Below are 12,527 nucleotides of genomic sequence, written 5' to 3'. Positions count from 1 at the left end.
CTTATTCTGATTCTATACGATTCCCCTTGTGCCAATAATAATCCCGCAACCATCAGACTGGCAGAAATTACCATTGGGTTTCTAAGATAAATGATAAATGTTTCGAAATTGTGAAATCCATATAAAAAGATGATAAAACTGCATTCTTGTATATTTTGCCTTAGTAATTATAAAAAATAAATTATTATTATTCAAGTATACTCTTGCATTTTGCAAAAAACATGATAGAATTATTAAGGTAAAATGAGAAATTATACAGGGATTTGCATAAATATTCCTGTGTTTAAAAAGAAGAGGAGGAAATAGGTTATGAAAAACATGAAGAAGTTTACAGCTCTTACACTGGGCGCAGTGATGGCAGTATCCATGGCAGCAGGTGTATCTGCAGCACAGACCGTAGCATCCAAGGATGACCTTGCAGGAGCAACCATCGGTGTACAGTTGGGAACCACCGGAGATCTGGAAGCATCCGAGTATGAAAAGGACGGCTCCACTGTCGAGCGTTACAGCAAAGGAAGCGAAGCTGTACAGGCTCTGAAGGCTGGTCAGGTTGACTGTGTGATCATCGACTCCCAGCCGGCGCAGAAATTTGTGGAGAATGCAGAAGGTCTGAAGATCCTGGACGATCCTTTTGTAGAAGAGGAATATGCCATCTGCTTAAAGAAAGGCAACGATGAGCTTCTGGAAAAGATCAACGGAGCTTTAAAGGAATTAAAAGAGGACGGTACTGTTGACAGCATTATGGCCAACTACATTGGCGATGCTATCGGTGAGACTCCATATGAGTCACCGGAAGATGTTGACCGTTCCAACGGAACACTTGTTATGGCTACCAATGCTGAGTTTGAGCCATATGAGTACCATGAAGGCGACGACATTGTTGGTATTGATGTTGACATTGCACAGGCAATCTGCGATAAGCTTGGATATGAGCTGAAGATCGAGGATATGGAATTTGATGCGATCCTTGCAGCCGTACAGTCCGGAAAAGCTGATTTCGGTGCAGCAGGCATGACCGTTACAGAGGACCGTCTGGAGAGCGTTGATTTCACAGAGACATACGCAAACGCAAGCCAGGTTATTATCGTAAATGAGTAAATAATAGCTGAGCCGTGGGGCGAGGCTGTTCCCGAATAACAAAACATCTACAGAGCTGTTGACCATTTCGCCAACAGCTCTTTTCAAGAGAAAAGACAGGAAAAGCTATGTGGGAAAATATCAAACATAATTTCTATATCAATTTTATTAAAGAGGACCGCTATCTCTGGCTGGTAGACGGATTGAAAACGACTCTGATGATTACGGTCTTTGCGGTTATCATAGGTATTATCATCGGTTTTGTAGTTGCAATTATCCGTTCTGCCCATGACAAATCCGGGAAGTTTAAGATCCTGAACGCTATCTGCCGTGTATATCTGACTGTGATCCGGGGGACGCCGACCATGATTCAGCTTCTGATCATGAATTTTGTTATCTTTGGGTCCGTAAGTATAAACAAGATCGTAGTAGGCGGTCTTTCCTTTGGTATCAACTCCGGTGCATATGTGGCTGAGATCGTCCGCTCCGGTATTATGTCCATCGACCAGGGACAAACAGAGGCAGGAAGAAGCCTGGGACTGAATTTTGCGCAGACCATGCGTCTCATTATCATCCCGCAGGCATTTAAAAATGTGCTTCCGGCGCTGGTAAATGAATTTATCGTATTGATCAAGGAGACTTCCATTATCGGTTACATCGGTATGATGGATCTGACAAAGGGCGCTATGCTGATCCAGAGCCGTACCTATAACGCATTCTGGCCTCTGATGGCTGCGGCTGCTATTTATCTGGTGCTTGTTATGACTCTGACATACTTCATGAATAAATTGGAGAGGAGGCTGCGTACCAGTGAGCGTTGATAAAAATAAAGTATTGATCCAGGTGCAGGATCTGAAAAAAGCCTTTGGAACAAATCAGGTTCTGGACGGGATCACCACAGATATCTGCCAGGGCGAGGTGGTTGTTATCATCGGACCGTCCGGTTCCGGTAAATCCACCTTCCTTCGTTCTTTAAACCTTCTGGAGGAGCCGACAGGCGGAAAGATCCTCTTTGAAGGCACTGACATCACAGACCCGAAGGTAGATATTAACCGCCACCGCCAGAAAATCGGGATGGTATTCCAGCAGTTCAACCTGTTTCCGCATAAAACGGTAAAAGAGAACATTATGCTGGCGCCTGTAACCTTAAAGCTGATGACAAAGGATGAGGCGTCCAAAAGGGCAGAGGAGCTTCTGGCGCGGGTAGGACTGCCGGAAAAAGCAGACACCTATCCGGATATGTTATCCGGCGGACAGAAGCAGCGTATTGCGATCGCACGTTCTCTTGCAATGAATCCGGACGTCATGCTGTTTGACGAGCCGACTTCCGCTCTTGACCCTGAGATGGTAGGAGAGGTTCTGGAATTGATGAAGGAGCTGGCACAGTCCGGCATGACCATGGTAGTGGTTACACATGAGATGGGATTTGCAAGAGAAGTTGCCACCCGCGTCCTTTTCATTGATGACGGAAAGATCCAGGAAGAAAACAGCCCGGAGGAGTTTTTCTCTAATCCTAAGAATCCGAGGCTGAAGGATTTTCTTTCTAAAGTCCTTTAATAATATCTTAATATGCAGGCTGACCTAAGGCGAATTTTCAAGGCCGGCTTGCATATTTTTTATTGTCATTTTATAATGAAAAATAGCTGAGCCGTAGAGCGAAGCTATTTGCCGCGGTGTGATTTGCGAAGCAAATCGCGGCGATTCCCGTAATTTTTATGGAGCGAGGAACGAGCGGAATAAAAAATAGCTGAGCCGTAGAGCGAAGCTATTTGCCGCGGTGTGATTTGCGAAGCAAATCGCGGCGATTCCGGCGTTTTTTTAGCAGGGAATGAACACAAAGAATCAACAGATAATTAAGAGCGGCTACGCTTTTTATGAGGGAAAACATGGCGACAATTAAGGATGTGGCAAATGAGGCTGGGGTATCTATAGGAACCGTCTCCAACTATCTAAATGAAAAGGGAAACGTCAGTGCGCAGACTTCCGAAAAAATCAAGGCAGCCATAAAGAAGCTGCACTATGTGGTGCAGAATTCCGGCAGAGAGCTGCGTCAGAAGAAGAGTTATGTATTAGGGCTGGTATTCCCCAATATTTCAGAACCCTATTTTGAGAAGGTGATCAGCAGTATTAAAGGATATATGAATCTGCACGGTTCTCAGTATTCTATTGAAATGACCCTGACAGACAATAATCCGCGAAAAGAAAAGGAAACTTTATTAAACTATATCGGACGGAATATTTCCGGAATCATCCTGTATACCTGCAATCCGGATAACAGAGAGTTATTTGCAGTTCTGGAAAACAGTAAAATCCCTTTTGTGCTGGTGGACAGAAGGCCGGAGGGCATGGACTGCAATCTGATCTATTTGGATAACTATAATATCTTTCACGATATCACGAAGTATTACCTGGAGAATGGCTACCAGGATATTGCCCTTGTTACAGGACCGGATAATTATGATGAAAATAAATATGCAGCGGCAGGCTACCGGGATGCCTTTCGGGAGCTGGGGCAGGAGCTAAATGAAAAATTCCTGTACCGCGGGGAAGCTATCCGTGAGAGAGGTTTTCATATCGGAATCCAGATGTGCCAGAATCATGACAGCATCCCGCAGATCATTCTCACCACCTCCTACCGGATGGCAGAGGGAATCCGGTACGCCTATCACCTGAATCATTTGAATGTAAGGGATGATGTGAGGATCATTTCTACAGGAGACGAGCAGTACGATGTATTCTACTTTGACAGTGAGATTTTAAAAACCTCCAGAAGCACCTATGAGGTGGGGGAAAAAACCTGTCAGCTTTTGCTTGAGAATATACGGGCCCCTTATCTATTCGAAAAGCAGCAGCATTGCATCCGGGATACCATTGATGTAAAGAAATTTTCTCTGCCTTCGGGAAAAAAGCTGAAAAAAACGCCCTTTGTGTTTAGTGATAAAATAAAAGTTCTTATGCTGGACGATCAGACAGCAGTCAGCGGTATTTCCAATCTGCTGGATGAATTTTACCATAAAACGGGAATTGAGGTAGAAATCGAAAAGGTTCTTTCGGAAAATGCATTTTCTTATATACAGGAATATCTGAATTCAGGAAGGGACGATATTGATGTATTCCTCTTTGATGTGCCATGGCTGCATTACATGGCAGAAAAGGGAGACCTTCTGTGTCTGGATGACCTTGCAGGAGAACACCGGTTGGATGTCCAGTCCTATCTGCCTAATGCGGTAGAGCACTTTGGAATGTATAACGGCAGATTATACGCGCTGCCCTTCATGGTGTGTACACAGCTTTTGTTCTACCGGCTGGATATTTTCCAGACAGACAGTATCCGGAATGCATTTGAGGCCCAGTGTATGTTTCCGCTTCAATGCCCGGAAAACTGGCATCAATTTAACACCATAGCCAGATATTTTACACGGGCTTATAATCCAAATTCCCCGGTGCTTTACGGACATTCCATGTCCCTTTCCTACCCGGAAGAGCTGATCTGTGCGCTAATGCCCAGGCTGTGGGAGTGCAAGTCCGATCTGTATGACGAAAACGGTCACATACAGTGCAACAGCAAAGCCATGCGGAAGGTGGTCCACGGGCTGTTGGAAAGTGTTTCCTTTTCCGACCCGGATGTGGTGCTGAATAAACCGCCGGATGCCTTACATAATTTCATGACAGGAAAAACGGCAATGGTGAATATTTATTACAACTACGCCAATGAGATTACGGATAGGACAAAATCGGAGATTGCTGATAAATACAGCTATTCCCATCTTCCGGGAAAGCCGGTATTGGCGGGATGGAGTTTGGGCATTGCAAAAAACAGCAGAAAGCCCCATGCGGCATTCCGTTTCATTCAGTGGGCGACAGGGAAGGAGATTTCTGTACCTCATACGATTCTGGGAGGCCAGTCCCCAAATCTTCCCACCTATCAGAACTATGACCTGGTCATGCTGTATCCCTGGCTGACAAAGGCATTATGCGAGGTGAAGAGAGCAAAAAGAAGGCGAACACCGGTCAACAGCCATGGACAGCTGCTGAATGAAAAAGCAGTGGAAAATATGATCTATGAACACCTGCGTCCACTTATTCTGCGTGCGGTGGAGGGGGATATCGTTGGCTATGGTGAGATACAGACGGAATTGGACAAGCTGCAGAAACAACTTCTTGAATTTGCACGATAATAAACACAAGTCTCTGGTAATGATCACATCATACAGAGACTTGTATTTTTTAATTAGAATATTAAAACGTTTCAATAAAACGATATACAAAATCGTTGACGCGAAAAAATGGCAATGCTATAATTTGCTTAACGAAGAGGAAAGGAATTGAAGGTATGGAATATCAAAAGAAGTATTATACTCATGGCATTCCCTGCAGTGTGATCGTGGAATGTCCGGATGAAATCCCTCAGTCAGAGAAGAGATATCCGGCAATCGTTCTGTGCCACGGACATAGCCGCCATAAAAACGATGGTCTTGACATGTTATCCCACAGGCTTGCCGATGCAGGGTTTCTTACCTTCCGGATGGATTTTCGCGGGTGCGGGGAGGATGCGAAGCGGAAATACCACTTATATTGTGCCAGTGAATGGCCCTCAGATCTGATTCATGTGATAAATTATGCGCTGTCATTGGGATGTGTGGACAGAGAAAGAATCGGTGTGGCAGGAATCAGTATGGGTGCCTGTACGGCGGTATATACAGCAGGAATTGATAGGCGGATCAAATCAGTTGTTGCCATGTCAGGAATTGCTGATTGCCGTGAGTGGCTTAAGTATGTATGGGAATACCAGAAAGGTGACTTTCGGGAGTTTGAGGAAAGCGTAAACCGGGAAGCGGAAATAGCAGCCGCCACCGGAGCAGGGGGTCTCAGGAATGTGCTGGATATGTATCATTTTCCTGATAAGGACCGGGCGGATAAGATTTTAGAGGTTTTTGCCGACCCGGATGCCTGTGAGTACGTTGTATGGGACACGATGCAGGAGTTGATGATGTACAGGCCCCTTGACCAGTGCCGCAATATCCGGCAGCCCATCTTTTTTCTGACAGGAGGAGAGGATTTCCTGGTACCCCATGAGCAGTCTGAAAAAATGTATCATGCAGTGGCTTCCAAAGAGAAAAAGATTAAAAATTATCCAGGGGTGGAACACAATATTCCTATAGATCCCAAAAGAGAGCTGGCATTTGCAGATATTACAGACTGGTTTAAGAAAACTATATAATAAACTAAAGCAGGAGGGAACAAAATGAAAAAAAGATTTTTAGGAACAGTGCTTTCAGTGGCAATGGTATCATCACTTATGGCGTCTCCGGCAGCAGTATGGGCCAGCGAGGACGGCACGGCAAGCTATTCTGATCTGGAGCTGACAGACGAGGAAAAGGAAGCAGCCAAGGGTTTGACCATCGGTGTTACATACTGCATCAGCAGCGCTCCGGCAGTTAAGGTATTTGCAAAGGGTATCCAGGAGGAGGCGGAAGCGCTGGGTATTGAATTAATTGAATTAGACGGAAATATGGACGCAGCAACCCAGACAGACCAGATGAATACATTTATTTCTCAGGGAGTTGACGGTATTGTTTTGAACCCAAGCGATGGAACTTCTCTGGTTGCATCATGTAAAGCTGCATCTGAAAAGGAAATCCCTGTGGTGACAGGAGCTATGAATATTGATGAATCCGGGTATGATTATATTAAAACCTTTGTGGGACCGGATGATGAGGATGTAGGAAAAATTGCTGGTGAAAAGATGCTGGAGGTTCTGGGAGAAGAGGGTGGAAAGGTTGCTATCATTGAAGGAACAGCAGGAAGCTCCGCTCAGGTAAACCGTACAGCAGGCTTTGAGTCAGCAATCGAAGGAAGCGCGATCGAGGTGGTTGCTAAGAACGATGCCAATTACGATGAAGCCACAGCCATGAGCATCACGGAAGACCTTTTAACCAAGTATTCCGATTTAAGCGGAATTTTCTGCCATGACGATACTATGGCAGCAGGTGTTGCACAGGCTATGAAGGAGTTCGGCTATACAAGTGATGATATTAAGGTTATCGGTTACGGCGGAAGTGCAAAGGGAGCTGACCTCGTAAAAGAAGGATTTCTGGTAGCAACAGCAGTTCAGCCTCTGGTAGAAGAGGGAAGCGGCTGTATCAAGGCACTTGTGAAAGCAATCTGCGGCGAAGAGTTGAACGCATGGTACAAAGATGAGATCACGCCTCTGGATGCTGAGAGTGTAAAGACCTACGACGAAGCATTATTATGGTAAGAACATGTAACAGATAAAGCGTCCGGGATAAGGGAACGGTTTTTATAACCGTTCCCATTTCAAACAATAACAGGAGCTGAAGAGATATGGCAGAAGACTATATTTTGGAATTACAGAATATCAGCAAGGAGTTTCCGGGGGTAAAGGCTCTGGATCGCGTCTCTGTGGGAATACGCAGAGGTGAGGTCCATGGGATTGTAGGGGAGAACGGTGCCGGAAAATCTACACTGATGAAAATTCTTACCGGGGTATATCAAAAAGACACCGGAACCATACGGATTGACGGAAAAGAGGTAAAGATCGAGAACCCTCTTCAAGCTCAGAAGCTGGGACTGAGTATTATTTTTCAGGAATTCAACCTGGTCAATTCCTTAAGCATTGCAGAAAATATATTTGTGGGACGCCTTCCGGTAAAAGGGATCCGGGGAGTGGACTGGAAGGAGGTTTACAGGCTTGCAGGGGAGTGGCTTGAAAAAGTGGGGCTTCATGAAGAACCGTCCAAAAAGGTGGGGGCTTTAAGTGTGGCCGGAAAGCAGATGGTGGAGATTGCTAAAGCACTATCCTTTCATTCACGGATCATTATCATGGATGAGCCGTCAGCAACGCTGACGGACAAAGAACTGGAGCATTTGTTTAGAATTATTGAGGTGCTGAAAAAAGAAAATATTACGGTGATTTATATTTCCCACCGTCTGGATGAGATATTCCGTCTGTGTGATACTGTAACAGTGATACGGGATGGTTCGGTTATTGATACAAAGCCTATTGAGGAAATGGATAGAAAATCAATTATTTCTAAGATGGTAGGCCGTTCTATGGAACAGGAATACCCCAAACGTCACGGAAAACCTTCCGATGAGATAATACTGAAGGCGGAGGGTCTGACACGGGAGCCGAAATTCCGTGATATTTCCTTTGAGCTGAGAAAGGGAGAAATCCTGGGTATTGCAGGTCTTGTGGGAGCCGGAAGGACGGAAATCGTGAGATGTATTTTCGGGGCTGACAGACTTGACAGAGGAAGGCTTACTCTTAGAGGGAAGGAGATTGTGATCCGCTCGCCGGGAGAAGCCATTGAAAACGGCATTGCATTGGTAACGGAGGATCGCAAGGTGCAGGGACTGGTATTGGAGGAAAGCGTGGCATCCAATACAACGCTGGCACGGCTGGATGCCATTACTGCAAACGGCTTTGTAAACAGGAAAAAGGAAGGTGAGGTTGCCCGGGACTATATCCGTCAGTTGGGGACAAAAACTCCGGGAGAGCATACCCCATGCGTTTCCTTGAGCGGAGGAAACCAACAGAAGGTTGTTTTGGCAAAATGGCTGTATACGGAAGCAGACATTCTCATTCTCGATGAGCCGACAAGAGGTATTGATGTGGGAGCAAAATATGAGATTTACCAGCTTATCAATCGGCTTGTGGATGAAGGAAAGTCGGTGATTATGATTTCTTCGGAGATGCCGGAGGTTATCAGTCTCAGTGACCGTATGATCGTAATACATGAGGGGAATCTGAAGGGAGAACTGACAGGAGAAGACATGACGGCCGAAAATGTTATGAAGCTTGCAATTTTGACGGAGGAACAGCATGAAAGATAAAATTCTGGGCAGCGTATACAGACATGCCAATATTCTGCTGCTTGCAGTATTCTGCATTGTCGCGGCGATTTTTTCGGACAGCTTTTTTACGGTGCGGAACATTACGAATATATTAAAACAAAGCTGTATGCTGGGTATTCTCACAATCGGTCTTTCTTATGTGCTGATCTCAGGGCATATGGACCTTTCTATCGGTGCACAGGTGAGCTTTGCGGGTCTGATGGCAATTACCCTCCAGAATTATATGCCGGTGGGTGCTGCAATAATCTGCGCATTGGCGATAGGCGCTGTTATGGGGGCTGTAAACGGAGGAATCATTATATTGTCCCACGCAGATTCCGGCGGTTCTCTGATGATTACCTTTGGCACCAATCTTTTGTTTTCCGCAATCTGTCTTCTGTATACCCAGGGGTTTACACTGCCGGGAAGTGAGTCAGAGTTTTATAGCCAGATAGGAATGGGTACTGTGGGAAGATATATTTCTTATCCTGTTATTATTTTTGCAATTCTAACAGTTATTCTGGCGGTTATCGAGGGAAAAACAAAGTTCGGCAGAGAGCTTCATATGACAGGCTATAATCAGGAATGCTGCAGGCTGTCTGGAATCAATACCCGGAAGGTAACATTTGTTTCATATCTGGTCATGGGTATAATGTGCGCGGTAACGGCAATCGTGCTGACCTCCAGAGTTTCCGGGGCAAATCCTACGGCCGGAGACGGATATGAAATGGATGCGATTGTGGCAGCAGTTCTGGGAGGAATCAGCTTAAACGGAGGAATCGGAAGCGTGGGAAAGGCTGCAGTGGGTGTGATTACTTTACAGGTACTTTCCAATGTGATGAACCTTTTGGGATTTGTTTCCTATGACCAGAATATTGTAAAAGGCGTTGTGCTGATTCTGGCGATTTCGTTTGATGCCTGGAACAGAAGCCGGATGAAAAGGGCGTAGGAGGGCAGCATGGTGAAAACAAAGGAATATCTGAAAGAACAGAAAACCTTGGTGGTTTTAGTTATATTTTTTGTAATGGTCAGCATATTTGTTCCCGGATTCCTTTCCGGCAGCAACCTGATTAATATCCTTGTGCAGGTTTCCATATATGGAATTACATCCTGCGGAATGACATTTGCTATTATCAGCGGAGAGTTTGATCTGTCCGTAGGCTCCACTATGGCATTGACAGGGCTGCTCTGTGTAATACTGGAACCGTTTGTGGGACAGGCAGGGGCGATTATCGCTGCACTTTTGGTGGCTGCGGCTGTGGGGCTGGTAAATGGTGTCCTGATTGCGAAGTTTGGGATAAGTTCCTTTATTGTGACCATTGGAATGCAGTATATTGTGAAGGGAATTGCGCTGAGGATTTCTGACGGACGTCCTGTGCAGAGTCAGAGCACGTGGTTTCAGTTGATCGGCACAAGCTCTTTTCTGGGAATTCCGGTGATGGTTATTGTAATGTTGGTCTGTGTGATAATTACAGCGTATGTGCTGAAGCAGACGCGGTTTGGAAGAAATGTTTACACCATAGGCGGAAGCAGTGAGGTGGCACGTTACAGTGGGCTGGACGTAGTAAAAAATAAAATCCTTGTCTTTGTGATTGCTGCTGTGGCAGCAGCGATAGCCGGGGTGCTGAATGCTTCCAGGTTGAATACAGGTTCTGCACTTCACGGAGATGCGCTGGCGCTGTCAGTGATCACTGGTACGGTTATCGGCGGAACAAGTTTGACGGGCGGTGTGGGAAGTATATGGAAAAGTATAACAGGAATTTTGCTTTTGAATGTACTTTCAAATGCACTGGATATTATGAGAGTGTATTCTTATTACCAGACAGCGATAAGAGGAATTTTACTGGTGGGAATCATTGCCTTTGAATCGTGGCATATGTATAAGAAAAATAATGATTGAAGATATTGCCGGGGAGTTAATCCCCGGCAGCTTTTTTCATTTCTTTATAGCAGTATTTAATAATTTCTTTTCTGGTAATGATTCCGATGAAAAATCCCTGGTCATCTACAACAGGTACATAATTCTGGTTAATGGCGCGGTCCAGAAGGTCCTCCATATTAGAATTTACATGTACCGGTTTATAGGTGGCTCTGCGGGGGATGGCCATGATCGGCACACCCTCTGCCTCTTTCATATCCATGATCGCCAGGCGTTTCATACCCCATAAAAGGTCTCCCTCGGAAATCGTTCCCGTGTATTTTCCGTCCGGGCTGAGGATTGGGATACAGGAAAATTTCCTGTGTTCCATCTTTTCCAGTGTCTGCCTTAAAGTTTCGTCTTCAAAGATGTACGCCACTTCGCTTTTGGGCGTCAGGAAAAATAATATATTCACAATCAATCCCTCATTTCAACAGCGGCTGGGCGGGAATGCAGCAGCCGCATTTTATGGTGCGTGTTTTTTAAAGAAGCTGGATACCGTGAGCAGCAGCCTCATCCTGTACTTCCTTAGGCCACAGAGATACATGTACCTCTCCGATGTGGGCTTTTCGCAGGAAGAACATACAGATACGTGACTGACCGATACCGCCGCCTATAGTATAGGGAAGCTCCTTGTTTAAAATGGCTTTCTGGAAATCCAGCTCCCGGCGGTCATCGCAGCCTGCCATTGTGAGCTGTCTGTCAAGCGCCTCCTCGTCAACACGGATACCCATGGAGGAAAGCTCCAGGGCAATATCCAGTACAGGATAGTATACAACAATGTCGCCGTTCAATTCCCAGTCATCGTAGTCCGGGGCACGTCCGTCGTGACGTTCGCCGTTTGACAGGGTTTTGCCTACCTGCATGATAAAGACAGCGCCTTTTTCCTTTACGATTTTGTATTCGCGCTCCTTTGGGGTGCAGTCCGGGTACATATCTACAAGCTCCTGGGTGGTCACAAAGGCAATCTCCCGGGGAAGAATTTCTTCTATGTAATCATACTGGACTGCCATGTATTTCTCGGTTTTGCGGAGCACGCTGTAAATGGTGCGGACAGTGCTGATCAGGGTGTCCATGTTCCGCTCTTCTTTGGAAATGATCTTTTCCCAGTCCCACTGGTCTACGTAAATGGAATGGATATTGTCCACGTCCTCATCCCGGCGAATGGCTACCATATCTGTGTACAGGCCCTCTCCGTGAGAAAAACCGTATTTTTCAAGGGCATAGCGTTTCCATTTTGCAAGGGAATGAACGATTTCTGCTTCACCTTCCTGGCCCTTGATGTCAAAGCTTACGGGGCGTTCCACGCCATTCAGGTTATCGTTTAAGCCGGAACACGGGTCTACAAATATAGGAGCAGAAACGCGCAGAAGATTCAGCTTCTGGGACAGAGTCTGCTGAAAAAAGTCTTTTACTGTTTTGATCGCTACCTGAGTATCATGCAGGTTAAGGTCTGCCTGATAGCCCATAGGAATTTTAATTTGTTCCATGGGAACCCTCCTTGTTTATTAAGTCATTCCCGCGAGCAATGAGCCAAGCGCGGGTGCTTGCACACGCATTTGGCGAATGCCGCGAGGGTCAGATACCCCGTAGCTTGCTGCGGGGTATTTGACTTTATTATACCAAGAATTTATCCAAATGGCAATTTAGTCCTTGAAAGAATTCTATAAAATAG

General features: G+C 45.7%; 11 protein-coding genes. 9 read left to right on the top strand and 2 right to left on the bottom strand.

The window, feature by feature from the left end:
• The first annotated feature begins 309 nt into the window (after positions 1 to 309).
• The 9 genes from ACESZH_RS00670 to ACESZH_RS00630 all read left to right on the top strand — a co-directional run bounded on the left by ACESZH_RS00670 (position 310) and on the right by ACESZH_RS00630 (position 10,834).
• On the top strand, positions 310 to 1,098 hold the full coding sequence (locus ACESZH_RS00670; protein ID WP_373216098.1) for a transporter substrate-binding domain-containing protein: 789 nt from the start codon (positions 310 to 312) through the stop codon (positions 1,096 to 1,098).
• Between the two features lie 107 nt (positions 1,099 to 1,205).
• Positions 1,206 to 1,898, top strand: coding sequence for an amino acid ABC transporter permease (locus ACESZH_RS00665; RefSeq protein ID WP_373216097.1), 693 nt, complete (start codon positions 1,206 to 1,208; stop codon positions 1,896 to 1,898).
• Between the two features lie 13 nt (positions 1,899 to 1,911).
• Entirely contained in the window at positions 1,912 to 2,634 is a 723-nt protein-coding gene (locus ACESZH_RS00660; protein WP_373216138.1) for an amino acid ABC transporter ATP-binding protein, read from the top strand.
• Positions 2,635 to 2,963: 329 nt separating this feature from the next.
• Entirely contained in the window at positions 2,964 to 5,255 is a 2,292-nt protein-coding gene (locus tag ACESZH_RS00655) for an extracellular solute-binding protein (protein WP_373216095.1), read from the top strand.
• A 155-nt stretch (positions 5,256 to 5,410) separates the two neighbouring features.
• A complete protein-coding gene (locus ACESZH_RS00650; RefSeq protein ID WP_373216094.1) occupies positions 5,411 to 6,298 on the top strand; it encodes an alpha/beta hydrolase family protein in 888 nt (295 codons plus the stop codon).
• A gap of 24 nt (positions 6,299 to 6,322) precedes the next feature.
• Entirely contained in the window at positions 6,323 to 7,336 is a 1,014-nt protein-coding gene (locus ACESZH_RS00645) for a sugar ABC transporter substrate-binding protein (protein WP_373216092.1), read from the top strand.
• Between the two features lie 86 nt (positions 7,337 to 7,422).
• A complete protein-coding gene (locus ACESZH_RS00640; protein WP_373216090.1) occupies positions 7,423 to 8,934 on the top strand; it encodes a sugar ABC transporter ATP-binding protein in 1,512 nt (503 codons plus the stop codon).
• Complete coding sequence (locus ACESZH_RS00635; RefSeq protein WP_373216089.1) at positions 8,924 to 9,883, top strand: ABC transporter permease; 960 nt, start codon at positions 8,924 to 8,926, stop codon at positions 9,881 to 9,883. Before ACESZH_RS00640 ends, ACESZH_RS00635 begins: the two co-directional genes overlap by 11 nt.
• 9 nt (positions 9,884 to 9,892) lie before the next feature.
• A complete protein-coding gene (locus tag ACESZH_RS00630; protein ID WP_373216088.1) occupies positions 9,893 to 10,834 on the top strand; it encodes an ABC transporter permease in 942 nt (313 codons plus the stop codon).
• Positions 10,835 to 10,850: 16 nt separating this feature from the next.
• Here ACESZH_RS00630 and ACESZH_RS00625 read toward each other — a convergent pair whose 3' ends face one another.
• Positions 10,851 to 11,267 (bottom strand): CBS domain-containing protein, encoded by a 417-nt coding sequence (locus ACESZH_RS00625; RefSeq protein ID WP_373216086.1) that lies wholly within the window; start codon positions 11,265 to 11,267, stop codon positions 10,851 to 10,853.
• A 67-nt stretch (positions 11,268 to 11,334) separates the two neighbouring features.
• The gene (gene asnA, locus ACESZH_RS00620; protein ID WP_373216084.1) at positions 11,335 to 12,342 is read right to left on the bottom strand and encodes an aspartate--ammonia ligase; all 1,008 of its coding nucleotides are present in this window, start codon (positions 12,340 to 12,342) and stop codon (positions 11,335 to 11,337) included.
• Positions 12,343 to 12,527 lie beyond the last annotated feature (185 nt).

Origin of the sequence: Ruminococcus sp. 5_1_39BFAA (assembly GCF_964240875.1) — a bacterium.
Taxonomy (GTDB): Bacteria; Bacillota; Clostridia; order Lachnospirales; family Lachnospiraceae; genus Blautia_A.
This window is presented reverse-complemented; position numbering and strand designations above follow the sequence as displayed.

What these genes read in the sequence shown, in the direction of transcription:
- ACESZH_RS00670 (WP_373216098.1), top strand. Translation starts at nt 310, where the DNA reads ATGAAAAACATGAAGAAGTTTACAGCTCTTACACTGGGCGCAGTGATG.
- ACESZH_RS00665 (WP_373216097.1), top strand. Translation starts at nt 1,206, where the DNA reads ATGTGGGAAAATATCAAACATAATTTCTATATCAATTTTATTAAAGAG.
- ACESZH_RS00655 (WP_373216095.1), top strand. Translation starts at nt 2,964, where the DNA reads ATGGCGACAATTAAGGATGTGGCAAATGAGGCTGGGGTATCTATAGGA.
- ACESZH_RS00650 (WP_373216094.1), top strand. Translation starts at nt 5,411, where the DNA reads ATGGAATATCAAAAGAAGTATTATACTCATGGCATTCCCTGCAGTGTG.
- ACESZH_RS00645 (WP_373216092.1), top strand. Translation starts at nt 6,323, where the DNA reads ATGAAAAAAAGATTTTTAGGAACAGTGCTTTCAGTGGCAATGGTATCA.
- ACESZH_RS00640 (WP_373216090.1), top strand. Translation starts at nt 7,423, where the DNA reads ATGGCAGAAGACTATATTTTGGAATTACAGAATATCAGCAAGGAGTTT.
- ACESZH_RS00635 (WP_373216089.1), top strand. Translation starts at nt 8,924, where the DNA reads ATGAAAGATAAAATTCTGGGCAGCGTATACAGACATGCCAATATTCTG.
- ACESZH_RS00630 (WP_373216088.1), top strand. Translation starts at nt 9,893, where the DNA reads ATGGTGAAAACAAAGGAATATCTGAAAGAACAGAAAACCTTGGTGGTT.
- asnA (WP_373216084.1), bottom strand. Translation starts at nt 12,342, where the DNA reads ATGGAACAAATTAAAATTCCTATGGGCTATCAGGCAGACCTTAACCTG.